This window comes from Dyadobacter psychrotolerans, assembly GCF_004349265.1.
GTDB classification, from domain to species: domain Bacteria; phylum Bacteroidota; class Bacteroidia; order Cytophagales; family Spirosomataceae; genus Dyadobacter; species Dyadobacter psychrotolerans.
Genome location: NZ_SMFL01000004.1, coordinates 578,290 through 604,348, shown reverse-complemented (window position 1 = coordinate 604,348; position 26,059 = coordinate 578,290). Strand labels below are relative to the sequence as shown.

At 42.4% G+C, this 26,059-nt stretch carries 26 protein-coding genes; 11 read left to right on the top strand and 15 right to left on the bottom strand.

Features of this window, described 5'->3' with window-relative positions:
• Positions 1–243: 243 nt before the first annotated feature.
• Positions 244–996: a hypothetical protein gene (locus tag E0F88_RS14215; RefSeq protein WP_131958913.1), complete on the top strand. Its 753-nt coding sequence runs from the start codon at positions 244–246 to the stop codon at positions 994–996.
• Between the two features lie 28 nt (positions 997–1,024).
• Here the strand turns inward: E0F88_RS14215 and E0F88_RS14210 are convergent, their stop codons facing one another.
• Positions 1,025–1,981, bottom strand: coding sequence for an amidohydrolase family protein (locus E0F88_RS14210; protein ID WP_131958912.1), 957 nt, complete (start codon positions 1,979–1,981; stop codon positions 1,025–1,027).
• Between the two features lie 686 nt (positions 1,982–2,667).
• Here E0F88_RS14210 and E0F88_RS14205 point away from each other — a divergent pair.
• The gene (locus E0F88_RS14205) at positions 2,668–4,251 is read left to right on the top strand and encodes a Na+/H+ antiporter (protein WP_131958911.1); all 1,584 of its coding nucleotides are present in this window, start codon (positions 2,668–2,670) and stop codon (positions 4,249–4,251) included.
• Positions 4,252–4,454: 203 nt separating this feature from the next.
• Here E0F88_RS14205 and E0F88_RS14200 read toward each other — a convergent pair whose 3' ends face one another.
• Positions 4,455–4,826, bottom strand: coding sequence for a hypothetical protein (locus E0F88_RS14200; RefSeq protein WP_131958910.1), 372 nt, complete (start codon positions 4,824–4,826; stop codon positions 4,455–4,457).
• A gap of 594 nt (positions 4,827–5,420) precedes the next feature.
• On the opposite strand from E0F88_RS14200, the gene E0F88_RS14195 reads away from it, so the two are divergent.
• The gene (locus E0F88_RS14195) at positions 5,421–5,879 is read left to right on the top strand and encodes an SRPBCC family protein (protein ID WP_131958909.1); all 459 of its coding nucleotides are present in this window, start codon (positions 5,421–5,423) and stop codon (positions 5,877–5,879) included.
• A gap of 133 nt (positions 5,880–6,012) precedes the next feature.
• Here E0F88_RS14195 and E0F88_RS14190 read toward each other — a convergent pair whose 3' ends face one another.
• The 6 genes from E0F88_RS14190 to E0F88_RS14165 all read right to left on the bottom strand — a co-directional run bounded on the left by E0F88_RS14190 (position 6,013) and on the right by E0F88_RS14165 (position 11,309).
• Positions 6,013–8,169: a molybdopterin cofactor-binding domain-containing protein gene (locus tag E0F88_RS14190; RefSeq protein WP_131958908.1), complete on the bottom strand. Its 2,157-nt coding sequence runs from the start codon at positions 8,167–8,169 to the stop codon at positions 6,013–6,015.
• Positions 8,170–8,187: 18 nt separating this feature from the next.
• Positions 8,188–8,847 carry a hypothetical protein gene (locus E0F88_RS14185; protein WP_131958907.1) on the bottom strand — a complete coding sequence of 220 codons (660 nt, stop codon included), beginning with the start codon at positions 8,845–8,847 and terminating at the stop codon, positions 8,188–8,190.
• 23 nt (positions 8,848–8,870) lie between these two features.
• Positions 8,871–9,350 carry a (2Fe-2S)-binding protein gene (locus E0F88_RS14180; protein ID WP_131958906.1) on the bottom strand — a complete coding sequence of 160 codons (480 nt, stop codon included), beginning with the start codon at positions 9,348–9,350 and terminating at the stop codon, positions 8,871–8,873.
• A gap of 217 nt (positions 9,351–9,567) precedes the next feature.
• Positions 9,568–10,200 carry a flavodoxin family protein gene (locus E0F88_RS14175; RefSeq protein ID WP_131958905.1) on the bottom strand — a complete coding sequence of 211 codons (633 nt, stop codon included), beginning with the start codon at positions 10,198–10,200 and terminating at the stop codon, positions 9,568–9,570.
• Between the two features lie 83 nt (positions 10,201–10,283).
• A complete protein-coding gene (locus E0F88_RS14170) occupies positions 10,284–10,796 on the bottom strand; it encodes a nuclear transport factor 2 family protein (RefSeq protein WP_131958904.1) in 513 nt (170 codons plus the stop codon).
• Positions 10,797–10,823: 27 nt separating this feature from the next.
• Entirely contained in the window at positions 10,824–11,309 is a 486-nt protein-coding gene (locus E0F88_RS14165) for a nuclear transport factor 2 family protein (protein WP_131958903.1), read from the bottom strand.
• Between the two features lie 161 nt (positions 11,310–11,470).
• Here E0F88_RS14165 and E0F88_RS14160 point away from each other — a divergent pair, with 161 nt between their 5' ends.
• The 6 genes from E0F88_RS14160 (at position 11,471) to E0F88_RS14135 (ending at position 16,575) form a co-directional block, all read left to right on the top strand.
• Entirely contained in the window at positions 11,471–12,376 is a 906-nt protein-coding gene (locus E0F88_RS14160) for a helix-turn-helix domain-containing protein (RefSeq protein WP_131958902.1), read from the top strand.
• A 71-nt stretch (positions 12,377–12,447) separates the two neighbouring features.
• The gene (locus E0F88_RS14155; protein WP_131958901.1) at positions 12,448–12,945 is read left to right on the top strand and encodes a cupin domain-containing protein; all 498 of its coding nucleotides are present in this window, start codon (positions 12,448–12,450) and stop codon (positions 12,943–12,945) included.
• A gap of 117 nt (positions 12,946–13,062) precedes the next feature.
• Positions 13,063–13,422 carry a hypothetical protein gene (locus E0F88_RS14150; protein ID WP_131958900.1) on the top strand — a complete coding sequence of 120 codons (360 nt, stop codon included), beginning with the start codon at positions 13,063–13,065 and terminating at the stop codon, positions 13,420–13,422.
• Between the two features lie 156 nt (positions 13,423–13,578).
• Positions 13,579–14,145 carry a TetR/AcrR family transcriptional regulator gene (locus E0F88_RS14145; protein ID WP_131958899.1) on the top strand — a complete coding sequence of 189 codons (567 nt, stop codon included), beginning with the start codon at positions 13,579–13,581 and terminating at the stop codon, positions 14,143–14,145.
• A 74-nt stretch (positions 14,146–14,219) separates the two neighbouring features.
• Positions 14,220–15,203 (top strand): ketoacyl-ACP synthase III, encoded by a 984-nt coding sequence (locus tag E0F88_RS14140; RefSeq protein ID WP_131958898.1) that lies wholly within the window; start codon positions 14,220–14,222, stop codon positions 15,201–15,203.
• A 106-nt stretch (positions 15,204–15,309) separates the two neighbouring features.
• Positions 15,310–16,575 carry a tetratricopeptide repeat protein gene (locus E0F88_RS14135; protein ID WP_131958897.1) on the top strand — a complete coding sequence of 422 codons (1,266 nt, stop codon included), beginning with the start codon at positions 15,310–15,312 and terminating at the stop codon, positions 16,573–16,575.
• 170 nt (positions 16,576–16,745) lie between these two features.
• Here the strand turns inward: E0F88_RS14135 and E0F88_RS14130 are convergent, their stop codons facing one another.
• The 5 genes from E0F88_RS14130 to E0F88_RS14110 all read right to left on the bottom strand — a co-directional run bounded on the left by E0F88_RS14130 (position 16,746) and on the right by E0F88_RS14110 (position 21,964).
• Positions 16,746–18,683, bottom strand: a complete 1,938-nt coding sequence (locus E0F88_RS14130) for a KUP/HAK/KT family potassium transporter (protein WP_131958896.1) — start codon at positions 18,681–18,683, stop codon at positions 16,746–16,748.
• A gap of 295 nt (positions 18,684–18,978) precedes the next feature.
• Positions 18,979–19,314: a potassium transporter KefB gene (locus tag E0F88_RS14125; protein ID WP_131958895.1), complete on the bottom strand. Its 336-nt coding sequence runs from the start codon at positions 19,312–19,314 to the stop codon at positions 18,979–18,981.
• 114 nt (positions 19,315–19,428) lie between these two features.
• The gene (locus tag E0F88_RS14120) at positions 19,429–20,343 is read right to left on the bottom strand and encodes a helix-turn-helix domain-containing protein (RefSeq protein ID WP_131958894.1); all 915 of its coding nucleotides are present in this window, start codon (positions 20,341–20,343) and stop codon (positions 19,429–19,431) included.
• Positions 20,344–20,436: 93 nt separating this feature from the next.
• On the bottom strand, positions 20,437–21,327 hold the full coding sequence (locus E0F88_RS14115) for an SDR family oxidoreductase (protein ID WP_131958893.1): 891 nt from the start codon (positions 21,325–21,327) through the stop codon (positions 20,437–20,439).
• A 148-nt stretch (positions 21,328–21,475) separates the two neighbouring features.
• Positions 21,476–21,964: an SRPBCC family protein gene (locus E0F88_RS14110; protein WP_131958892.1), complete on the bottom strand. Its 489-nt coding sequence runs from the start codon at positions 21,962–21,964 to the stop codon at positions 21,476–21,478.
• Between the two features lie 194 nt (positions 21,965–22,158).
• On the opposite strand from E0F88_RS14110, the gene E0F88_RS14105 reads away from it, so the two are divergent.
• Positions 22,159–23,139 (top strand): GlxA family transcriptional regulator, encoded by a 981-nt coding sequence (locus tag E0F88_RS14105; RefSeq protein ID WP_131958891.1) that lies wholly within the window; start codon positions 22,159–22,161, stop codon positions 23,137–23,139.
• Positions 23,140–23,281: 142 nt separating this feature from the next.
• Complete coding sequence (tpx, locus tag E0F88_RS14100) at positions 23,282–23,875, top strand: thiol peroxidase (protein ID WP_131958890.1); 594 nt, start codon at positions 23,282–23,284, stop codon at positions 23,873–23,875.
• A gap of 86 nt (positions 23,876–23,961) precedes the next feature.
• Here tpx and E0F88_RS14095 read toward each other — a convergent pair whose 3' ends face one another.
• Both E0F88_RS14095 and E0F88_RS14090 read right to left on the bottom strand, forming a co-directional pair.
• Positions 23,962–24,783, bottom strand: a complete 822-nt coding sequence (locus E0F88_RS14095; RefSeq protein ID WP_131958889.1) for an alpha/beta fold hydrolase — start codon at positions 24,781–24,783, stop codon at positions 23,962–23,964.
• 198 nt (positions 24,784–24,981) lie between these two features.
• On the bottom strand, positions 24,982–25,737 hold the full coding sequence (locus E0F88_RS14090) for an MBL fold metallo-hydrolase (RefSeq protein ID WP_131958988.1): 756 nt from the start codon (positions 25,735–25,737) through the stop codon (positions 24,982–24,984).
• Positions 25,738–26,059 lie beyond the last annotated feature (322 nt).

Genomic DNA, 26,059 nt, shown 5'->3' with positions numbered 1-26,059 from the left:
ATGGCAACACGAATCAATCATCAATCATTTTGGAGAATCGAAGCAGTCAATTGCGACAGAGCGGTTTCTGAATACGCAAATTTTTTAAAGCCATTTGGTATAAGACTGTCCTGCTTGCTGTTACTGGGCCTTTGGCTATTTGGCTGCAATTTATTTGCTCAATCGTACGAGGGTTTAAATAAATTGAAGGGTTACCAAACACCTGTCTATTTTAGTTCTGGCGTAGAAATCAAGGCAAAACGAATGGCGAAACAGCTTGATCAGGTTATTGCATTTTATAGCACTCAACTTCAATTCACCCCGTCCGTTACACTACTGATTCTTTCTCCTCAGGACTGGAACAAGCATACCAAATTTCCCTTTTATGGTATGCCGCACTATACCAGCAATAAAACGCTCATTGTGGCTTCGGAAGACAATGATTATTGGAAAAGTATGATTCCCGCGTTAGATAAAATGTCAAAAGAACAAGCTGACTTAATCACCAGCGCCTATTCAGACAAAAAAGGCGGGTTAAATATGGAACCCTTCTTTGATCTTCTGGCGATTCACGAACTGGGGCACGCATATCACAATCAAGGCGGCCTGGTGATGCAGCGCAGGTGGATGGGCGAACTATTTCCGAATATTTTGCTGCACACTTACATTGCTGAAAATGAACCCGGACTGTTGCCTGCGTTAACCGCTTTTCCAAAAATGGTGGTAGCCACTACAGAGAAGTCCACACTGAAATATACCACGCTGCAAGACCTGGAAACCTATTACAATGAGATAGGTCCAAAATTCCCCCAAAACTATGGCTGGTATCAATGCCGCTGGCACGTTGCAGCTGGCAAAATATATGATGATAGTAAAATTCCGGGATTTAAAAGTCTTTGGTATGTCTTAAAAACACAAAGGGAAATTTTGAACGATAAGGAGCTGGTGGATTTATTGAAAACCAAGGTTCACAAAAGCCTGGCGGATGTACCAATGAATTGGGATAAAATCGAGTAAGATGAAGTGTTTTAAAATGCTTTGACCGCTATGGCTGAGTAACGTCTCGTTTTCGCCAGTTGTAAGCCGCGACTGAGTTTTTCCAGAAATATTTTTCTGCAGCAGTCTGGCCCTTTTCCATAAAATATTCACGCACCAGGTTAAGTCCGGTTTCAAATGGCAGCCATTGATCACTATTCGGCCAATCGCTGCCATATAATAATCTATCTTCACCAAAGGTGGTAAACAGTTCATCGAGGCGCTCGCGGTAAAAATCCAGTTCAGTCGGGATCTGACCATTAACCCGGCGCAGCACCTCAGAAATTTTCACATAAACTTTAGGGCTTTGCCCTAGTAGACGAAGGTCGGCTTCATAATTGTTCTTAATCTGTTTATCCGCCGGAATGTTCATCTGCGGCAAATGATCGATGATGATCTTTAAATCGGGCACCAGATCTGTCAGATTAACAATCGCTGCCAACAAAGCCGGATTAGGATTGGCCGTGTCCAGAACCAAACCATCCCGCGCCAAAGCTTTCAGGTCTGAGATAAAACCAGGACTCTTTAATTGAATCGCAATATCCCGGCCCCAAAGGTTTCCATAACGAATACCAAGAAAAAGCGGATTGTTCTGAAAGCGGTCTAATTGTTTATTGAATTCCGGTTTGCCCGGTTCCAGATTACCAATTACACCGACAATGATTTTATCTTTTGCAGCCACCTCCAGCACCCACTGATTGTCTTCTGGCCAGGGACTGGCTTCCACTACAATAGCTCCAGCTACTCCAAGACGTCCCGCAATACCGCGGTAGCGTTCAGGGAGCGCAGGTTTGTAAAGAATTTTGTCATTTTTACCAGGCCACGGGATACCCTGGGGTCGGTTCGGATCAAAAAGATGAATGTGGGTATCAATAATGGGTATTGCTGCTTTTCGCTGCGCACTTACAGAAAGCCCGGTTGCTAGGGAAGCACCGGCAGATAAAGAAAGAAATGTTCTGCGGTTCATTGGTTAAATGATTTGGTCACAATTTCACACCCATCCTTTCACAGCTTGCACCATCCGGGACCACAGATTCAAAACGATTTTTTATCAAAGTTTACTCACGGGAACATAAAATGGTTTGGATTTAGCGGGTAACCGCTACTCAATGCTGAGCCCTGACAGATTCAGGCACGGTTCCGGTCATCTTCTAAAAGGTGTTATCAAAAATGGGTCGGACACAAGAACATCTGATTATCAACGGATTACATGGTAAATTGTCTTTCCAATAATTCTAGAAATAGTGAAGTAATGCGAAAAAATGAAGTCTTATGCATTTCAAACTGATCAGCAGATTCGCGTTTCAGCGCTCTAACTTCCAGTCAACTTTTGCCTAATATTCCCTTTTCAAAACAGATTCCAGCTACGGATGAAATTATAAGTACAAAATTACGACATGCCAGTACGGCAGAATTAAGGAAAACAAACAAAAAATTAAAACAGTCCACAGTCTTCATTTTCTATCAAAACCAAACTGATAGATAATCCTAAAATCTTTAACATTTTCAAATCCAATTAAATATTCGCAAAAAGCTTATTTTCGCAAAATGAAGAAGTTCTAAATGGTATACGCTGCCTTGATAACCTTCTGCCATAAAGATCCTGCCTGATCTTCATTTCTATTAATTGAAGGAATTATATACTGATTTTCGATGCACACCTATTTACCCTTTCTGCTTGCAATGATTGCCGCCATTGTGCTTCTCAACACACTGGCCAACAAATTAAAGATCGCCTATCCGATTCTGCTGGTTGTGGCCGGACTGCTTATTGGTTTCGTTCCGGGGCTGCCCATGGTACGGATAAATCCGGATCTTATCTTTTTTATCTTTTTACCGCCACTCCTGTTTGAGGCTTCCTGGAACATCTCATTCAAAGAAATGAAAAGGTGGTGGCGGATTATTGGTAGTTTCGCCTTTCTGGTTGTGTTTTTTACTGCTTTGTCTGTAGCAATTGTCGCTCATCATTTTATTCCGGGATTTACGATTGCGCTCGGATTTTTATTAGGTGGAATCGTTTCGCCGCCGGATGCGATAAGTACCGGTGCTATCACCAGGTTTGTAAAAATCCCTAAAACTACGTCGGCCATTCTGGAAGGTGAGAGCCTCCTTAATGATGCATCTTCGCTGATTATTTTCAGGTTTGCATTGATTGCCGTTGGAACCGGGCAGTTTTTCTGGCAGGAAGCTGCCCTCACTTTTGTTTGGATGATAATCGGTGGCGCTGGAATTGGTTTGCTTCTTGCATGGATTTTCGTACAAATACATAAGCGCCTTCCACTCGATGCGCCGTCCAACATAGCATTAACTATTATCGAACCCTATTTTATGTATTGGCTTGCAGAACAGTTTCATTGTTCAGGAGTTTTGGCCGTTGTATGCGGCGGTTTGTTCTTGTCATCAAAACGGCTCATCTTTTTTAATAGCACCAGCCGTATTCAGAGCTCCAGTGTCTGGGATAGTTTTGTATTTATATTAAATGGCTTTGTATTTCTGATCATTGGGCTCGAACTTCCCGAAATTGTAGAAGGTCTGCGCGACAAGGGCATTCCGTTATGGACCGCTATCTGCTCGGGTGTATTGATTACAGGAGTTCTGGTTGCTGCCCGGGTCATCAGTTCTTACGCCGCTTTAATTGCTACCTACATTTTTCGCCCTGGCGTAATGCCACGTGCGAGTTCCAACAAACGAAGATGGCTAATGCCCATGCTTCTTGGCTGGACGGGTATGCGCGGAGTCGTTTCACTGGCAGCGGCTCTGGCCATACCCATTACCTTAGACAACGGCGCACCTTTCCCGCAAAGGAACCTGATTCTGTTTATTACCTTCATTGTCATCCTGTTAACACTTCTGGTACAAGGACTTACGCTACCAATTTTCATAAGACGTACGCGATTGTTTGAAGGTGTAATAGAAGAAGAATCCGAAGAACTGACCAAACAAAAAATGAAACAGGGCTTGAAAGAACATGTTTACCAGTTTCTGAAAAATAAATATGAAACAGAGCTAAACGGTCATAGCGGTATGGAAAAATTCCTGAAGCAATGGGAAGAAAGAGCGAAAGCCAATGACGATAGCTGGATGAATTTAAAAACAAAAGTCATTTTTGTGGAATTACTGGAAAGCCAACGGCAGTATCTGACAGAACTTAATAAGGATCCAAAAATTGACGAAGACATGATCCGCCAACAACTGTATCAAATCGATTTGGAAGAAGAGCGGCTGAAGATTATTTAAATGATACTTTAAATTGTAGAAAGCACTGTCTGACTAAATATCTTTTAAGTATCATACACATCGTCCGTGTCAACTTCCTATTCAAAAAAACGCATTAACTATCAGCCAGTATCGATAGTCAATGCGTTATATTAGCTCCTTTGGTCGAACAAATTTTAAAAAACTGGCAGAGACCTTTGGAAGGTAATGAGCTTTTAAAGTCCCTATTTTCCCTGTCTGATCGCCCTTATTGCAAAATCACCGTATTGAGATGCGATCATTCCGGTTAGCGTATCGCCTTTTTGCATCAGGGTATACTTAAATGCGCTGCCCTGGGCTTCCGTTGTAAACGTTACCTTACCCTGATCAACAGTCAATTCTTTCATCTCGTTTTTTGCAGTGCCCTCCGTGTACCCGGTCATTTTATTATCCTTTTGTTCAAAAACCAGAGATCCCGTCTGGTACTCAGTCGGAACGTCACTGATCATGTATTTCCAGGTGCCAACCAGGTCATCAGCAATGAAAGCTTTTCGCGCTGCAAGCGAGAACATACTGATTGTAATAAGCATCAGGAAGATGTAGTGTTTTGTTTTCATGTTCTTTTGGAAAATTGTTTAGTTGATCTGATTCATCTGCTAATATTAAAAATAAATCCGGAGTTTGTTCTATTTCTGAATTAATTTGATCTGACTAAAAAAGCGATAGCACTTTTAGCGCTGGTAATACCTGATCTTCGGTACTTTCTGTCGGTTCGAAAATCCATCCAACTTTTTTTACACCGGTAAAACAATTCGGTTACCAGCTCGGGTGTGCGTGATAGAGATGTGAAGTGTATATAAAAGCTACCAACCTGTCTGCATTTTCGGCAAGTAGTTATTAGCTAAATATTTCTCATTCAGTAAAAGATTGTACCTAAACTACCCAACCTGAAACTTCGCTGAGACCGTCGAGCTTCACAATCATAGTAATCTGATATTTTGAACAGCTTGGCGCATTTGTCTGGTGATTACATAGGCCAGGGTTGCAGATATACGATCCGAAAATTAAGTGATTCATAAATCAGCTGAACCTCTTTCCAAAAAGACGCAAACTTTCTTAATTTTATAATAAAAAATCGGATGAATTATTTCATGAAGCGGGTTATTGGAAAACCCCTTTCTACAATGATCAATAACCTAAATCAATAAATCATGAAAAAGCTACAATTCAAAATACACATCAATGCAACCGTGGCCAAGGTATATGATCTAATGCTTGGCATCACCAGTAAATCAACGTATGAGCACTGGACTGCCATGTTTAACCCGACATCTACCTATGAGGGAAAATGGGACAAGGGAAGTAAAATCCTGTTTATTGGCGTAGATGAGAAAGGTGAAAAGGGAGGTATGGTTTCCAGGATAGCTGAAAATATTCCCAACCAATCTGTTTCAACTCAGCATTACGGCCTGTTACAAGCTGACAAGGAAATTACAGAAGGACCAGAAGTCGAAAAATGGGCAAATGGATTTGAAAACTACACTTTTGAAGATAACAATGGGGCTACAACCGTTACTGTTGACTTAGACACCACAGAAGATTTTGTTGATTACATGAACGAGTCTTACCCAAAAGCACTCGACAAGTTGAAAGAACTTTGTGAGAATTAACTATCTAAGAGTTTTCGAAAAGTTAAACAAATGCCTGATTCAATAGGTTTTAACACGAATACACAGTTCTAGAAAAAGCCATTCCTCCAAAAGAAACGGCTTTTTCTAGAACTGTGTACAGTGGCAACTAAACCTACACCATCCCCAAATTAAACGGCAATTTCCTTATCCGCTTACCAGTCAAGTCAAAAATCGCATTTGTCAGCGCCGGAGCAAATGGAGGTAAACCAGGCTCTCCTACTCCGCCGGCATCTTCGTCATTGTCCATGATGTGGATATCGATAGGCGGAATGTCGTTGATACGTGGCATTTGATACGTGCTGAAATTATTGTCAACTGCCATACCATCCTTGAATTTAACCTGATGGATCGTCGCGGCGCCAAGCGCCATTACTATCGAGCCTTCAATCTGCGCTTTGATCGTATCGGGATTTACGTACCAGCCACAATCCATTACTGCCCAAACTTTATCAACTTTTACACCGCCCCCCGGTGCCTTTGAAACCTTCACAACCTGCGCCACAGTACTAGAGAAACATTCAGTAATAGCGACCCCGTAGCCTGCACCCTTTGCCCTGCTTTTCCAGCCGGAAACTTCTTCAACTTTATCAATCAGTTTTTGCAGACGTTCTTCCTTCAAATAAACTCGTCTGAAATCCAGCGGATCTTTTCCTGCTTCGTGTGCCAGTTCGTCCAGAAAACTTTCAAAAGCAAACCCGTTCGTAGATGCATATACAGACCGCCACCACATGGTTGGAATCGGCGTCTCAAACGGAATGTCCATGATCGCCAGGTTTTTGATCGATTCGGTGTAAGGCTTCAGAAATCCTTCCGAAGCGCTTCCGTTAGGTACGTCCTTTTTTCCTCCACGCCAGTGGTTATTATTTTGCCCGGCCAGTTTGACCTTGAAAGCATCTATCCCGCCATCTTTGATCACCCCTTCGCAGCGGTAGGTAATTCCCGGGCGGAATGGTCCCTGTGTAGCATCATCCTCCCTTGTCCACACAACCTGTACCGGTGCTTTTATTTCTTTTGAGATTACAGAAGCTTCATGCGGATAATCCATAAATGCTTTCCGGCCAAAACCTCCTCCCAGAAAAGTCATATTCACAATCACCTTTTCTTTTGGGATCGACATTTCTTTACTGATGTAATCCTGCACCCATTCCGGTGCCTGGATAGGTCCCCAGATTTCCAGCTTGTCATCCTGATAATGGGCTACGCAGTTAAGCGGCTCCATTGCAGCGTGATACTGATATGGCGTTTCGTAAATTACATCTATTTTTTTAGATGCTTTTGCTATAACTTCATTTGGTTCACCCTGCTTTTTAAACGGCAAACCTTCCTGCGTTTGCAGTGCTTCCGCCTGACGTTTGTAAATTTCTTCCGTATCCAGATGCTCAAATCCGGTATCGTCCCACTCTACTTTTAACGCCTTTTTGCCCTGAATAGCTGCCCAGGTGGAATCTGCCACTACGGCTACGCCTTCACGGTAGGTATTAAAAACACCCATTTTGACCTTAAAAACATTTTTGACGCCTGGTATCAGTCTGGTTTTGCTGTCGTCAAAGCTTTTCACTTTTCCTCTTAGTCTTGGATTACGTTCAACCGCGGCGTACATCATGCCTGGAATCTGCTTGTCCAATCCAAAAACGGCGACACCATTTGTTTTAAGGGGTGTATCCAGCCTCCGTAATGGTTTTCCGATCAGTTTGTATTCTGAGCGTTTTTTCAAAACTACGTCTTTCGGCGCTTCCAGTTTTGATGCTGCTTCAACAAGTTGACCGTAATGCAACTTTTTACCGGAGGGTTTGTGAATGACGTCTCCGCCCTCAGCATAACATTCCAGTTTGGGGACATTCCATTTTTTCGCCGCTGCCTGAATCAGCATTTCGCGCGCGGTGGCACTGAGTTTCAAAAGGTTTTTATATGAACCGCGCACCGTAGAACTACCGCCGGTAACTTGGTTGCCATACTTCTTTGCATCGCCCTGGGCAAAAACCACATTGATTTCATTGAGGTTTACTTCCAGCTCTTCGGCAACGATCTGCGGAACTGCCTGGTACGAGCCCTGCCCCATCTCGGCGCGGTGATCGAAAATAGTTACCTTGCCTGAGGCATCAATATGCACCCAGGAATTCATTTCCACTCCAAATTTATTGGCTTCGGCGGCATTGATAACCTTTGCAGATTTGGCATTACCCGGCCAGTAAAAGCCAAGTGAAAACACAGCACCCGTTACGGCCGATGTTTTCAAAAAATTTCTTCTTGATACTGTTTGATTGTCCATGATGTCGTTGATGAGGTGTTACTTTTTAGGCGCATAGGCACCTTTTTTAATCCATGTCAACCATGCTTTTTTAAAATCAGCATGGCTTACGGGCGGCAAAGTCCTGCCTTCTCCCGGATTCCAGCCTGCGAGTACCAGACCATCATCAGCATGTTCTATCAGCTTTTTGATGTCTTTGTTGCCATTCTGTTTTTTGTCAATCAGTTGCCTGGCAAGCTCGTGTGGACTTTTTCCCTGAAAAACCATTTTCATAGCAGCCGGCGGCAAGTGCCACTCGGGATTTCCGGGAGGCGTATGAAGTCCCGGCGTATTGGTATCCTGATGGCAGTTCGAACATTTCATCGCGTAAACACCCTTGCCTTCGACGCCGCGCTTGGGAGCCATTGCATGTAAATGACTATCATCTCCTTGCAATGGAATATCACCTGCAGGATGGCAGTTCATACACCGAGGGCTCATCAGCACCTTGTAAACCGTTTCAAATGCCTTAACAGACTCTACACTATCACGGTTGATCGCGATGAGCCTGATTTCTTTTACAGGCGCATCGTCTTTCCGGAACGCAGATGCACCCACTGAAACGATAAAAATGAGTATGGTCAGGAATGCGGCGGCCGGTGCCGCTGCCGCCTGAACTGAGAAAAGCTTTCCTTTTCCAGCCTTGTTATTTTGCTTCATAATGTCAGATTGAGATGGATGAATTAACCCTGAGGAGCCGTTTTCTTTTGCGTTTCTGCGGCCAGATGTATAGCAGCGCGGATACGCAGATACGTACCACACCGGCAGATATTACCAGCCATGGCATCATCAATATCCTGATCAGTCGGATCGGGTTTTTCACGGAGTAAAACCACGGCGGACATGATTTGTCCTGAATGGCAATAGCCGCATTGTGGCACATCGATATCCTGCCAGGCCTTTTGTACAGGATGGGAATTTGTTTCAGATAAACCTTCGATTGTTACAACCTGCTTGCCGACAGCGCGGCTTACCTTGGTAACGCAGGAGCGAACTGCTTCCCCGTTTAAATGAACCACGCAGGCGCCACATTGTGCAACGCCGCAGCCATATTTGGTACCTTTCAAACCAGCCAAATCCCGTATGGCCCATAAAAGCGGCATTTGAGGATCGGCTTCCAGCGGATACTCCTTCTTGTTAATGTTTAATGTGATCTTCGTCATGGTGAGTAGTATTTAAAGTTATATTGTCATAAAAATTATGCCTGACTGTCAGGTATATACTTTTATCTCAGGGTGCTTCAAATTTAGGTGTATGGAGGTTGGTCAACTGACGTTATTCAAATAAGTTAGTATAAAAATCAAACATTCACGGCTCTAACTCCGGCGTTCACTTCAAACGAGAGCAATGCCAAAATCACAATTACCAGCTTAATAAGATTCATATTATTTTAAGTTTTTGCAACCAATTCTCAATCTCTGTCTCCGTCTGTTTTGCCTTTTCTTCTTTAATCATCAATAATTGACCATCTCTCTCCAATCCGCCCCGGGTCGAATAACCTTCCAGCACACGGCTGTCAGGGCAAAGCTGCTTTACCGTTTCGAAGGTACTCCCGATGCCATAACCTCCATTTGAATTAAACGGAATTATAGTCTTTCCGGTTAGATTATATTGTTTCAAAAAACTTTTCATAGGCGGAGGTAACTGCATGCCCCAGGTTGGAAAGCCAATAAAAACCACATCATATTTTTGAATGCTGTCGATCTTTGTTTTTAAAAGCGGCATAAAACCCGTTTCATTTTCTTTTGCCACCTGTGCGACAGTTGCCTGATAATTCTCCGGATACGGAGTCTGCAATTCAACGGCTACCAATTTGCCTCCCACGGTCTTTTGTATCATTTCCGCAATAGCCTTTGTATTGTTTGTCCGGGACAAATACACAATCAAAGTCTTATTTGGATCAATGTCGGAACTGGTTGCCGCTTCCACACGCTCTGTCTGGGTAGTGGAGCATGCGGAAATCAGACAAATAAACATCAATAACAAGTGTATCATAAAGATTGTTGTTTTCATTTTTATACGTTTCAATATGATGAGCTTGACATTAAAAAGTCAGGGATCGCGACCTAAAGCGATCTTCTATCTATCTGAAAACACTATTTAACCGGTCTGGCCAGCTTTGAGAAAGAGAGTGATCCCATCGTCCATTTTCCATTTTCTTTAACGTAAACCTCAGTTACCATGAACGGATTAATCACTTCGTTTCCGCCAACCACCGCCACCAGATCAATATCATTTAAAAGGATAGCCGTACTACCAATGAAATTTACGGAAGCCGAATGCACTGTTGCCTTTTTATACCAAATATTGCCCGATTTGATAACGTCCAATTCCCGGCTTTTACCCCAGCTTCCTCCCATGTGAACAAACACGGATTTTTCATTGAAAAGAGCATTCAGCTTCTCCACATTCTTGTCCGACATCCATTGCCATTTGTCTTTTGAAAGATCAAGGATTTCCTGGCCTGCAATGGAGCTGTTTCCGGAAGACGTACCTGCGTTTGTGGTCTGGGCAAAGCCGGCTTGTCCGTCAACCAGCATAAGACCTAAGCCAACAATGAAGACTACCAAGCTAGTCTTTAACCAATTGTGTTTGTTGATTGCTTTCATTGTCTTGACATTATATGGTTTAATTACTTAATGCTTAATTACATGGGTGTCGCGTACACTGCTGAATGTCAGGGCAAGCATTTTCCAGTTTTTACCTTTCTTTTTGTAGACCTCAGTCACTGTGAACTCCGTATTGGCCTCAGTACCCCGAACCATTGCAGACAACGTAATGCGAGACCAGATGATGGCTGTATCATCAAAGAGTTCTACTACCACATCGTGTACGTCGGCTCTTTTGTACCAGATGCTTCCGGTTTTTATGATTTCGAGCTCCTCACCCTTTTTCCAGGTTCCGCTCATGTGAACAAATTTTGCCTTATCGTCAAAAAGCTGAGCCAGTTTGTCCACGTTTTTGTCGGACATCCATTGCCATTTGTCTTTTGAAAGCGAGATGATTTGTTGTTCCACTCTAGCAGGAGTTTGCGCCTCTGAAATTTCAATATTGAATAAGAGAAAACACAATCCCAGTATTGATGCTTTAAGAAATGATTTTATGAATGTTTTGGTCTGCATAGATTTTCAGATTTTGTTATGGATACAAAGTTCCTCCCTTTCACTGGCACCGATGGTATACAGATTCCTGAAATGTCTACCAATATTCCTGATTTGGATGCCCTTGTTAACAAACACATCTCTGATATTGTAATTTAGCGTCAGTAAAATGAAATCAGATTATGGAAGATTTAATTCGGTTCGATACAGTAAGTCAATACAATATATTTAATCAGCAGGAGACTTTGCATCCGCTTGTAACTGTGATCGATTTGGCGACGGCCAGTCCCCGACGCAAGGCTAGCCAGTACATGGGATGTTACGGCGTCTTTTTAAAAGAGGTCATTTGCGGTGATCTTAAATACGGCAAAGAATATTACGATTACCAGGAAGGCACGCTCGTTTTCATGGCACCCGGACAAGTCTTCACAGTAGAAAATGACGGAGAACTGTATCAGCCCAAAGGTCATGCCCTGGCTTTTCACCCTGATCTGCTGCATGGTACGCCTTTGAACTCAAGGATGCACGAATTTTCATTTTTTGGTTATCAGGTAAATGAAGCGCTGCATCTCTCACAGCGCGAGACACAGATCGTTATGGATTGCCTCGGTAAGATCAGATATGAACTGGAACATTCGATAGATAAACACAGCAGGAAACTTATTGTTTCAAACATCGAGCTGTTTCTCGATTACTGCATCCGTTTTTATGATCGCCAGTTTCTTACCCGCGACGTAGTTCATAAGGGCGTTCTGGCTAAATTTGAGACGCTTTTAAGCAGCTATTTCACCTCTGATAAGCCGCAGACAATCGGCCTGCCGTCGGTAGCTTACTGCGCGAGCGAACTAAATTTATCTCCAAAATATTTTGGAGACCTGATTAAAAAAGAGACGGGTCAATCTGCTCAGGAATATGTCCAACACAAAGTTATTGAGGCAGCGAAAGAGCGCATATTTGACGGCAGCAAAACGATTAACGAAATCGCATTTGAACTTGGATTTAAATATCCGCAGCATTTCAGCAGGGTATTTAAACAACGCGTCGGTCAATCACCGAATGAATACAGGATACTTAGTGATTTGAATTAAAAATATGACCAGCAGTTAGCTGATAGCTAATAGCTCCGCCGTGGCTAACTGCGAATAACTCATCGCTACCTATGAAAAAAGAGACAAACTTATTTATTACACAGCTATTGGCCGTTTTTATCCTGACGGTTATTTCGGCCAGTGCTCAAGAGAAAACAAATTCATCACCTGATACGCAATCTATTTTTCCAAAGGGTTCGAAAGCACCAGCTGTAAATTTTACAGGAACTGCATGGGTACATTCGCTGATAGAATCTGACAGCACCTTCAATATCCCCGTTGCCAGTGTAACCTTTGAGCCGGGAGCCAGAACCAAATGGCACACACACGGAGGCGGCCAGGCACTGATTGCCATCGATGGCATTGGTTATTATCAGGAAAAAGGTAAGCCCATCCGGATCCTGCGAAAAGGTGATTCCGTTAAATGTGCTGCTGATACACCCCATTGGCACGGCGCTTCGCCTGAAACCGGTTTTGTCCAGATCGCCGTTACACCTAACGCGACAAAAGGGCGCGTTACCTGGTTACAGCCGGTGAGCGATGAAGAATACAAGAATTTAAAAAAGTAACCTCTCCAAGCCCTTTTCACTGGCGATCATACTGAATCAAACCTTCCCACCGGTTTGGATACAACTAACCGCAATCCGGAAACTTACCCTTTGTAATATTTTCCGATTTTTACCTCTATGAATTTACTAATAAAAATATCAGGCGGTATTTTGTTAACAGCAGGTTTTATCCTCGCAATCCGGCCCGATTTGTTTTTCAGGTTTCCAGCAACAATTGATGGGTACGTGATGATAGAAAAAAGAGTAAAATGGGGATTTGTGATTGGCTTTGGTGGATTCATGGTATTTTATAATGATTGGACTTCCCGGGGACTGACAGTTATAGCACTATTAGTATCTCTAACACTTGGTATTATCATAGCAAGATTAATAGGTTTTGCGCTGGATGGATTTTATATTAAACAATTGTATTGGTTGCTGATGGAATTGGCTGTGCTGATCATCTTCGGATTTTTTTATTGGAAGCAAAATTATTAATGTAACGAGCTTATCATTTAAGATGTGATGATTGCTTTTCTCAGATTGAGGTACCGGAAGATTTTGTTATTCATCAATCGGACACCTGAGTGATAGAGACGTTCTTGCTTAATTTTATTTTAACGAACGTTAAATAAAATTTTCTACCTTTACGGCATGCCCAAAGTTCAAACCTGCAAAGAAGACCTAATAGTAAAGTCCGCCGAAGTGTTTTTGAGAAATGGATACTATCATACCAGCTTTTCAGATTTGGCTAAGGCCTGTGAAATAGAAAAGTCTCACTTCTACTACTACTTTACCGATAAGAGAGATTTGATGAACCAATGCCTGATTTTCTTTTCAGGCAGAATCCAAAAGAATGTGTTTGATGTTTCAATGGATGGATCCATCAAGCCTTCGGAAAGAATAAAAAAGATGTTGGGCTTTGTTTGGGGTCTGCATTCTGAGAACGGCTATGGGTGTCTTTTCGGTAATACCTTGTTGGAAACAGTAGGTAAAGAACCCTATTTCGAGCCGATCATACGTGATTTTTTCAACCAATGGAAAAACGCACTGGGCCATCTGTATACTGAAATATCATTAACAACTGATTTAGAACAAACCGCGTTTGACGATATTCAAAAACTTCAGGGAAGCATTATGCTTATGAAGCTCTATAACGACAAATCCATTTTAAAAAGGGCTATCAATCAAATCTCTGACCGGTTTTCAACTTTTTCTTAAAAGTCAGAATTGGATCCTCCGATTGATGAGTGAATTCCTTTTTTCAGAATATATTTTAATGAACGTTAAATAAAATGAGTGCTACAATCAGTGCGATAGGTATTTATGTACCTGATACCAAAATTGATAATTCATATTTTGAAAAAATTCTTGATACCAACGACACGTGGATCCGACAGAGAACCGGAATCATTAACCGTTATTTTGCAAAAGAGGATGAGTTTACCAGTGATCTCTGCATAAAAGCGGTTAAGAATTTGATAGAAAATAATGACGCAGACGTTTCGAATGTAGATTTTATCATTGTTGCTACCAGTACACCCGATTATACAATGCCAAGTGTTGCCAGCCAGGTGCAAGCCAGCTTCAATATCAGTAAAGCGGGCTGCATGGATATTTCGGCAGCGTGTGCCGGATTTGTGTATGGGATCATTCTCGCAAAGGGACTGATCGCATCAGGAGCTAATAAAAAAGTACTGATTATTGGTGCTGAAACGCTTTCAAAAGTCATCAACCTCGAAGACAGAACCTCATGTATCCTGTTTGGGGACGGTGCCGGTGCAGTTATTGTTGAGGCAAGTGCTGAAAATCATATATTTCAGAGTATCACCGAAACGGAAGGTATACTGGGTCAAAACCTCTATCTGTCAAATCTGCCCGCTGCAATTAATGGCCAGAAGATCACAGGTGACAATAAAATACACCAAAATGGCCGTGCGGTATTCAAATGGGCCGTTTCAACGCTGGTAGAAAAGATCAGGGAACTCTCAGAGTTAAATGAAAGGAAACTTGACAAAGTTGACTGGCTGATCCCTCATAGCGCCAATCTGCGAATATTGGAAGCTGTATGTGAAACTCTGGATTTCCCAATTGAAAAGTGTCTGGAAAGTATCAGAAATTACGGCAACACCTCAGCAGCCTCGATTCCAATTGCCTGGTTCAACGGTTTGAAATCAGGAAAGGTAAAACCGGATGATATCATCATTTTCGCAGGATTTGGAGGTGGTTTGACCTCTGCCAGTATCTGTATCCAAAATAAAATTGCCTTGAAAAGATAACAAGGAAAGACCGAGATTGCCAGGTATTAGCAGGAACGTCTAAGGCATTCCATTCACAGGTATATTTTCGCGATATTTGCAGGATAATTAAGGCACCATTTGACTAATGATAAAAAGAATATCCCTTCTTCTGATTGTAATCTTCAATACGTTCTTGTCACAAGGGCAGTCCACCACGACGGTTTTAAAAGAAAAAAGTCTGGTAAAAGGTCAGACCATTTATTTAAACAGTAAAGCAAGGCTGGGTGGAAAAAACAGAATTGTCGTCCCGATCAGACTGCCGGCCAATACCGTGGCCTGGTATTATTCCTTTACAACGGTGACAACCAACAATGCAAAACAACATGTCCCGGGCTCCGGTTTGCAAATGCAGATCGCAAAGTTGATCACAGACGGTGCACTTAATTTAATCAGCGCGGGCCTTGTTACCAATATTGTCAGTCAGCTCATCAAGCCCACCGGCAGCGGCGCAGTTGACGTTTACCTAACTGATGCGAACGGCCTGAAACAATTTGAACGAAAAGACCTTGTGGGCATGTACGCTGTTAATGTTCCGACGTTTTACAGCGAAGGTACCGCACAGAACAGCCGAAACGGAGTTTTCCAAATCCCAATCATTAGAAACGACTTATCGCTTTGCTTGCGGAATCCCAGTGTGACTGAAGGCGTAGCTGTATCGGTGGATGTCGTGGCAATTGTATCTTCTAAAGAATACAGGGATATCTGGTCGACAAAAAACATTTCTTCCATTTATGATGACTGTCTTAACAAATTCAGTGTTAAAGATGCTGAGGCGGAAAAGGCGTGTAATTGCGCTAAAAGCAAAGTAAGCACCTCTTATAAACCCTCTTTTTATCTGGCTTTATCAGATTCAAAAAGAACTGATGTATTACAGGAAGCAATGAAACGCTGTCTGCAGGAAAGCGATTCTTCGGGTATTTCCGGTAAAGAAAAAAGAATTCAGGAAATTACCGAGTTGGTTAAAGGCCAGGAAATTACAAAAGAGTACGCAGGTGCAGTGCGTTCATACAACGAGCTCATTATATTGGGCGCTAATTCCTGGCAAAATTACAATGGGCTCGCTTATAACCAGCTTCGCCTTGGCTTGTTTGAAGACGCCCGAAAAAATATAACAACCGGACTGGGTAAAAATCCGGAAGATCTTTCTCTGCTTGCTAACCTTGGAAATTATTATCTCCTGACGAACAAGTATGATCAGGCTCTTCAGATATTTCAAAAGTACAAGAATAAAAAACGCTCTGACAAAAAGAAGTTTAAAGACATCCTGTCGGAAGATTTAAAGGAATTTGAACGGCTGGGTTTTGATAATGTTTATTTTAACAAAACGCGTCAGGATTTAAAAATCAAATAAGAGATAACTTTTGTCCAAAAGTTACTTCAATCAAATTATCCTGCACACTGCCTATTTTTATAAGTTTTAACGAAACGTAAAAAGCATGAAAACTGATGTTTAGTCCGCCAGTTTTCATGCTTTCTTAATTTGGCATTGCTAACTATAACTTTTAGCCTGTTTAAAACACTTTACATATAAACCCTTCGCATCCTAATCTGTTTGCTGGTATTTAGAACCAGAGGCACTTTCTCTACCTTCACTGAACTGTTGTCCAATCCAAACCATTGAGACTCCGTATTGGTAATACTTTTGACAGCAAAGTAAAACTTCATAATGAATTCTTCATGCCAGGGAAGATCATTTTCAACAGACAGATATCGTTCAAGAACTACAAAACGGAAGTCGCCGGTAATATTCTGGCGGTTTAAAGACTCGTACCGGCTGGTGATGTCTACCTCTTTATTCCGCACCATATCTTCGACCACGTTTCTTAAAAACATATTGATGCGCTGCTCAACACGAAAGCCGAGAATGAAATTGATTTTAATTACATCATCTTCCGCCACCACATTTACATGATAATCCATTGTGTAGGGCTCGTCGGTAGTCTCCACATGGACAAACCAGAAAATGTCAGCACGCTTTGGACGCTTTTGGAATATAGAATAAATGATTTTGCTCTCAATCTCATTGTCGCCTGCGGCATTGGACATAAAGATCAGATGGGTTGCATATTTTGGAATGCTAATATCATTGCTAAGCTCTTTAAGCGAAGGAATGTGTTTGTCCAGATCTACAAATTCGGTCAGTCTTAACTTGATCACGTTGGCTCTGAGCCACATGGCCATCAGATCCGCAATGATGATCGCAAGCAAAAGCGAAACCCAGCCTCCATGTGCAAATTTCAAAAGATTTGCGGCAAGAAAAGATCCTTCAATCGCGAGGTAAACGACCATAAAAGCACCAACCCAAATTTTATTGATCTTATGAACAAAAAGGTAATAAGAAAATAAAAGCGTAGTCATAATCATCGTCAGCGTGATGGCCAGACCATACGCAGCCTCCATGTGAGACGATTCTTTAAAGTAAAGCACGATTCCGATACAGCCAGCCCATAAAAGCCAGTTTACACTTGGTACATAAAGCTGTCCTTTCTGGTTGCTGGGATACACCAGACGAACCTTTGGCCAAAGATTTAATCGGATTGCTTCCGAGATAAGGGTAAATGAGCCGCTGATCAGCGCCTGACTTGCAATGATTGTGGCCATCGTAGCAACGCAGATTCCCGGCAGAAGCCACCAGTCGGGCATGATTTCGTAGAAAGGTTTACGGCCGTTCAGTGTTTCGCCTACATGCATGGCAAGCCAAGCTCCCTGCCCAAAGTAGTTGATAACCAGGCATGTCTTAACGTAAATCCAACTGATCCGAATATTTCCCCGGCCGCAATGTCCCAAATCAGAATACAGTGCCTCCGCTCCGGTTGTACAAAGGAAAACAGATCCCAGCAACCAAAAGCCCCCCGGATGTTTTGCCAGAAGCTCATACGCGTAATAAGGATTGAATGCTTTGAATATTTCGGGATGATAAAGTACCTGAGAAAGGCCCAGCACCAGCAGCATTAAAAACCAGATCAGCATCACCGGACCAAAAGCGCGGCCAACGATGGTCGTTCCGAATATCTGAATTACAAAAAGCAGCGTGAGTATCCCAATGACAATTGGAATGGTCTGAATGTGCGGATACAAAATCCGCAAACCTTCAACGGCGGATGACACTGAAATGGGCGGAGTAATGATACCGTCGGCAAGCAGCGTACTGGCGCCAATGATGGCAGGCACAGTGAGCCATTTAGCATTTTTCCGCACCAAAGCATAGAGTGCAAGAATACCGCCTTCACCATTGTTGTCAGCCCGCAGAATCAAAATGACGTACTTAACGGTGGTTTGTAAAGTTAATGTCCAGAAAATACAGGACACCGAACCATACACGACGTCAAGTGCGATGGGGGCATTACCGATGATAGCCTGCATCGCGTAAAGTGGAGATGTACCGATATCACCAAAGATGATACCAAGGGCAACCAGAAGGCCCGCAGCAGAGGCCTTTTCATTATGTTTTGAACTCATTTAACGTTCGTTTTCAGTTGTGGTGTTTTTTGTAGTTGTGCAATATTTCGCAAATATGCGGTAATACCTTCACATTGCATAATCTGTTCTTTCCAGATCAATGCGCCATCAAAAGGCATGTCATTTTTACCGCTATTTTATTCGAAAGAAATTTGTCGTATTGATACGAAAAACCTGAAAAATGGTAACCACTTCCGGACATCACCCCATAAAAAACAAAACAGCTGAAGCCGGAAAGTTTCCCGAGTTCAGCCGTTCACATTTTTTAAAATTGTATATAATATTCCTACATAGATCAATCCCACATCGTACCGTCCAAACCTAAAATAGTACCCATCCACAGGCCTATGATGTATATAACCAGACTTAATACGTTAGCCAGGACCTTTTTCCAGCCACCCTGATAACGCAGACAATCCAGATTGTAATAAACGGCACCTCCTACCGCACCTGCCAGCGGAACAATTACGAGCGGTCTGATCATCCAGAATTTTGGCCAGGCCGGGTTTGATTCTCCCGCGGAAAGAAGAAACGCTGTGATTAAAATCAAGGCAATGCCTGCACCCTTCAACATCCTTTTATTAAGGGGAGCCGGATGAAGCCCGTTGGTCAATTCGTTTTGCTGTGTCATGGTCTTTCGGATTTAAATTGAAACAAAATAAAGTACTTTGTATTACAAAGTAAATAAACATTCCAATATTTTCCAGGAATGTAGGTCAATTTATTTTTTAGGTACCAGCCAGACTTAATTAAACGATTGTCTGAATTCCAGCGGAGAAAGATTGGTTTTGGTTTTAAACAGTTTGCTGAAAGACTGAGGATGCTCAAAACCCAGTTCATATGCAATTTCACTTACAGATAAACCCGTAACAGACAGCTGTTCTTTTGCCTTTTCTATCAGTTTATCATGGATATGCTGTTGCGTACTTTGTCCGGTCAGTACCTTCAGAAGACCGCTTAAATAATTCGGTGAAAGGTTTAAAGTTTCAGCGACGTACTGAACGGTCGGCAATCCCTTCTTTGCCAGCGAATCACTGTTAAAGTAATCTTTCAAAATACTTTCCAGACGGTTGAGGATAGCATGGTTGGTGATTTTCCTGGTGATGAACTGGCGCTGATAAAACCTTTCTGCATAGGTAAATAGTAATTCCAGCTGAGCGATAATTACATCCTGGCTAAACTTATCAATGTTTGAATGATATTCCTGTTCAATATTTTGAATGATTCCCGCAATCATCGTTTCCTCTTTTTCCGAAAGATGCAGGGCTTCATGAACCGAATAACTAAAATACTCGTATTGTTTTATTTTTTGAGCCAGAGGTGTATTCCAAAGAAAATCCGGATGGATGAGCAACGACCATCCCGTATGCTTTATATCCCCTTCGGCCTCGATGGAAAAAACCTGCCCCGGTGAAATAAAAAACATAACGCCTTCTTCAAAGTCATATTCCTGCTGACCATATTTCATTTTTGCGTTGGGACTTCTTTTAAGCGCGATGGAGTAAAATTCATTTACAATACTCCTGGGTTCATCCTCACGCAGCCGTTTTACGTCCGCAAAATTGACCACGCTGATTAACGGGTGCTCAGGTTTTGGTAAGTACCTGAACTGATGCCATTCAGATATCGTCCTGAGACGGTAAGGTTCCATATTTGCCATATTACAATGTACTGATTATCTCGTTCATGCCAATGTCATGCCTTAGGTGATTTTCTCATTTTTGCCACTAAAAACACAAAGTTGCACGAGTGTTCATTTGAATGCTTCTGCAAATTCCAAAGCAAAATCCGCCAGTTTTACTTTTCCCATTTCTGCCGGCTTGTCAAGATGATAATCTTCGGCAAGTAATCCGGTTTGTAAAGCCCCATACATTTCAACCAGACCCGCTGCAATTTTTGGATTCATCCCAATCGCTTTCAGACCAGCCAGGGTTTCTTCATCAGAAATGACGATCCATTGCAGATCAGGTTTTCCGATGGCTGTGCCTAAAATTTTGGCAGTCTGCTGACCAGTGAGCTCTTCGCTGGCTACGTAACGAACTTTTCTGCCTGATGCTACTGACAATAGTTCATCTGCTATGGCCGCAGCAATGTCAATCGGAGAAACCCAGGGTATGCCTGTGTCGCCATAATTTGCTGCGATGTAACCCAAATCCTTTATCATGCTGGCATAACCATATAAATTATAGTAGAATGAGGTGGGACGCATATGGGTAATGGTTACGTCTGATGGCAGTGCGTTTAGTATTTGCTCTACATCATGTGCGCCGCGTAATATTCCGCTGCCTTTCTCCAAATTTCCTCCAATTGTACTGAGGTTAACCAAATGCTTTACACCCGAACGCTTAATGGCCTGCGCATAGTTGTTGCCGATGTTGTGATAATGTGCCAGCAAATCAATATTCAGGTCAAAATAGTTGCCAGGAGGCACCATTGTGTACACTGCATCTGCGCCGGAGAAAGCGGACGCGAGAAAATAAGTGTCTTCCATAGAACCAATTGCAGCGACAGCTCCTTCCGTCTCAATTTCCTTTTGTTTTCCCGGGTTGCTGCTGATTACGGTTACAGCATGTCCTTTTTGAACCAGCTCCTTTACCAGCGGTTTTCCTATGTGTCCTAGTGATCCTGTTAATGTGATTTTCATTTTGTTTCTGTTTTTTTGATGATGCAAAGTTGTGCCGCACCAGCCAAACAGAAGTAGCCGAATCTATGGTTGTTGTAGCCAAAAAAGATATCCTGCAATTTTATTACGGCTTTACTCCAGGTGAGCCATCCTAACCTGAAATAAAGCCTCATCCATTGACACTGATTTTTTTCTCATTTTCTGTCTGTGGCATTCCTGTCGCGTTTGGTTGGCCCTTTCCGGTGGTGATGAGATTTCTCAGGCTGATTTGAATATAAGTCGTCCAGGCATCCCGGCAGATCTCGAAACATTCATACTCCGGAACCAGGCCTTCATGTGTAAATCGTATCTGCGTTTTTCCGTCCTTTTCCGATAGGTCAAAAATAATTTTGGTACCGCTCCATTCGCTTTCATCCTTTGTGAACTTGAAGTAATTTTCCAATACAAGCCAAACCATTTTTCTATCAGCGATAACTTCAATTAGCTTCATTTTGCAGCGATGCACATCTTCATAATGATAAGCAAATTCGTCGTGAAGCTTTTCCGTACAGCCCTTAATTTCTTCTGACCACCATCGGCGGACATTACTGATAGCAGCGAAAGCCTGATTTGGTGTTTGGTCTACCAGCAGTGTGGTAGTAAAATCCTGTCCAGTCATATTTTGTTGGCAGTTAAAGGTTTAAAAACACAAGCATATCAGCATACTTAAAGAAAACGAGTCAGTTAATCTTTAAGGTTGAGTTAATTTTAAGACAAATGTATTTTACTAATATCACTTTCATACGGTGCAAAATGGACAATGTGACGGGTTGATTTGGACATGTCGGTTTTTTATCTTTGTTTAAAAATTCCATGAAACATCTAACAATCATTGTTCCCGATGGCGAGAATAACCTCAGCAGTATCGTGGGTACTTACAAAATCTTCACAAGGGCAAATGCTTACTGGAAAGAAAAATCCGGCAAGGAATTGTTTAGGATCGAGCTGGCTGGAGTTTCAAAGGAAATTGATTTTCACGAAGGTCTTTTTACCGTAAGGCCACACACTCATATAACAGCAATCGCAAAAACCAGCCTGGTCATTATTCCTTCTTTAAACCACAATTTTCAATCTGCGGTGAAGGAGAACAAATTAGTTATTGAGTGGATCGAAAAACAGTACAAACAAGGAGCAGAAATAGCGAGTATCTGCACCGGTGCTTTTATGCTCGCATCCTCTGGTCTGCTGGATGGAAAAAGCTGCTCCACACACTGGGCAGTTGCAGATACTTTCAGAGCAATGTTCCCCAAAGTGAATCTTCAGACAGATAAGCTGATCACAGATGAGAATGGCATTTATACAAACGGCGGAGCCTATTCATTTTTGAATCTGGTCATTTATCTGGTAGAAAAATATTACGACAGACAAACCGCCATTTTTTGTTCCAAAGTATTTCAAATCGAACTGGACAGGCAGAGCCAGTCGGAGTTTACCATATTCACCGGACAAAAACTGCATGGGGATGATATGGTCCAAAAAGCCCAGGCATATATTGAAAGCAAATTGGAAGAGAAAATCTCCGTTGAAGCGCTATCGTCACAATTTGCGGTTGGCCGACGAAATTTCGACAGAAGATTTATCAAAGCTACCGGCAACACACCCGGTGAGTATGCGCAGCGTGTAAAAATCGAGTCAGCCAAAAAGGCTTTTGAAACCAGTCGCAAAACGATTAACGAAGTAATGTACGACGTCGGTTATTCGGACGTGAAAGCGTTTCGTGAAGTATTCAGGAAAATTACGGGCATGTCTCCGCTAGAATACCGAAGCAAATACAATAAAAATGCTTTGGCTTGATTCGGGTCAGTTAGTTGTAAAACAGGTCAATTTAAGAATAATTACCAAGCGTTCATTCTTGGAGACTTTGTAGGAAAGTCAGCAGACTGGTGTCAGTTTTCTTCGTAAATTCGAAAATTCAACTTTATCCAAAAATAACTGCATGACCAACTTAGAAAAAACTTTATCTACCGTTAAAATCCTTTTGATTGGAGCAGCCGTGCTTTTGATCACTACTAACATTTTTGCTCAGACAGCAGGAACAGCCATCACATTGGGAGGTAAAACCATCCATACAGTTGGCAAATTACCTGCGGTTGGAACAGAAATTAAGGATTTCACTTTAACCGGAGTTGACCTTAAAGATAAATCCTCGTCAGATTTCAAGGGCAAATATGTGATCATGAATATTTTCCCAAGCGTAAATACCGGCGTTTGTTCCAAGTCTGTAAGAAAATTCAACGAAGATGCGGCGAGCCTGAAAAATACAACAGTGCTGTGTATCTCCAAAGACCTCCCGTTTGCACAAAAAGCCTTTTGCGGCGCAGAAGGAATTAATAACGTTGTGATGCTTTCCGATTTCAGATCTGATTTTGGAAACAAATACGGAGTGCAAATTGCGGATGGCCCCATGAAAGGATTGCTGAGCCGCGCGGTGATTGTTGTGAATCCGGAAGGTAAAATTGTGTACGAGCAACAGGTTCCCGAAATTGGACAGGAGCCTGATTATGCTGCCGCCATTGCTGCAATAAAATAGGATCATTATAACAAACCCTGTGCTATCTCGTCCGGAATCAAACGAGCAGCACAGGGTTGTTTTTTCTTAATTCTCAGATACTATGATCAGGCTTCAATAAAAGCCAAAAGATCTTTGTTGATCGTTTCTGCTTCGGTTGTTGGCATTCCGTGCGGGAAGCCCGGATAAGAAATAAGCTTTCCGTTTTTAACAAGTTTCGCAGCTTTCACAGCAGTAAGCTCAAAAGGAACAATCTGATCGTCTTCACCATGCAGGATCAATACAGGCACATCAACACTTTTCAGATCTTCGGTAAAATCGGTTTCCGAGAAAGCCTTGATACATTCGGTATGCGCATTAATTGCTCCCATCATTCCCTGACGCCACCAGTTATCCTGAATCCCTTGTGAAACTTTGGCACCTTCACGGTTATAACCATAAAATGCCACAGGGAAATCTTTAAAGTATTGCGGCCTTTTCGTAGCAGTTCCTTCCCGTATCTCATCAAATACAGACATTGGAATACCATCCGGATTGCTTTCCGTTTGAGCCATGATTGGCGTAACAGCACTTACTAACACCGCTTTTGCAACACGATCCTTGCCATATTTCGCAACATACCGAATTACCTCTCCCCCACCTGTTGAATGGCCAACATGAATGGCATTTTTCAAATCAAGTGCCTCTGTCAGTTCTGCAACGTCGGCAGCGTAAGTATCCATGTCATGACCACCGGAAGTTTGGGTAGATCTGCCATGTCCTCTGCGGTCGTGGGCGATAACCCGGTATCCTTTGCCAAGGAAAAACATCATTTGCGCATCCCAGTCGTCGCCCGATAATGGCCAGCCGTGGTGAAATACAATCGGTTGGCCAGTTCCCCAGTCTTTGTAGTAAATTTCAGTATCGTCTTTTAAAGTGATCGTAGCCATATTTGTTGTTGAATGGTTAAATTAAGTTCTGACAAGATAGCTTATTTCAGGAACAAATAGCCCTCCAAATAGCCTGTTTGTCTCTTTTGTTAAAAGATTGACTAAAATTCTGGTATAATTTCTATTCGCCAAAGACCATAAATCTGTCTCGCTTTCAACAAAAAAACCTGATAAGGCTGGATCCCAAATTAGACAAAGTTACTTTTTCGGATACCAGTTACGCAACCGTACATCAATGGAAGCGTTGGTGGTATTCACGGTTTTCTTAAAAGCTTCCGTGTCGCTGAATCCGTTTGCTCCGCGATAGTGATAAGGATAAACGATTTTAGGTTTGAAGTCAAGAACCGCAGAAGCTGCTTCGGTTACATCCATCGTATAGGGAAGATTCATACAAACGAAAGCAACATCGATGTTGTTTAGCGACCGCATTTCCGGAATGCCAGCTGTGTCCCCACTGATATAAATGGTTTTATCACCCATTTTCAGGACATAACCATTTCCTCTCCCTTTTGTGTGTTTTGCATCTGCCGCCTCGGGAAGGTTATACATCGGGATGGCCGTAATAGAAATACCCAGCTTATTGATGGTCTGTCCGTTGTTAACGATCACTACCATGGACTTTAATTTTTCAGACATCTTATCCGCTACTGCCTGCGGTACCACAAGTATTGCTTTCGACAGATCAAGTGCTTCCAGCGTAGCCGGGTCAAAGTGATCACCATGAATGTCGGTGATAAGAACAAGATCCGGAGCAGCTACACCTTCAAAGGTTTTAGCACCTTCATAGGGGTCCGCGTAAATCGTCTTGCCGTTCCAGGTCAGCGCCAAAGTTGCGTGGTTGAGCGGCTGAATTTTCAAGGGGCCTTTTGAAGTTTTTACCTCATCCGCAGCCGGAAGCTGTGCCCAAGAAGCGGCGCAAATGATCATTAATAAAAGTGTTAGCCTGGTTTTCATCATTTTGGTGATTTGTTTAATCAAAGATATGTTACAAGCGTCTTTCCATGGTTGTGTTGATCAACTTATTTGGTGTTTTGTAAATAGTAAATTTTGATTCCAGGTTAGCTGTTGGCTTACAGTGTAAAAGGGAAATGATCAGCTTATCAATTAAAAGAGTATTTATAATTCGATGCAAAGCCCGGCTATTTCCAGTCAGTACTTCCGTTTTTTTACCCAAAAATCTCCCGTAGATTACATTCAGCGATTTACTGGCGCCCTTCACCGATTAGTTTCAAGTTAGCGTGGCTCCCTGCCCTACTTTTGACCAACAGCAATTCCA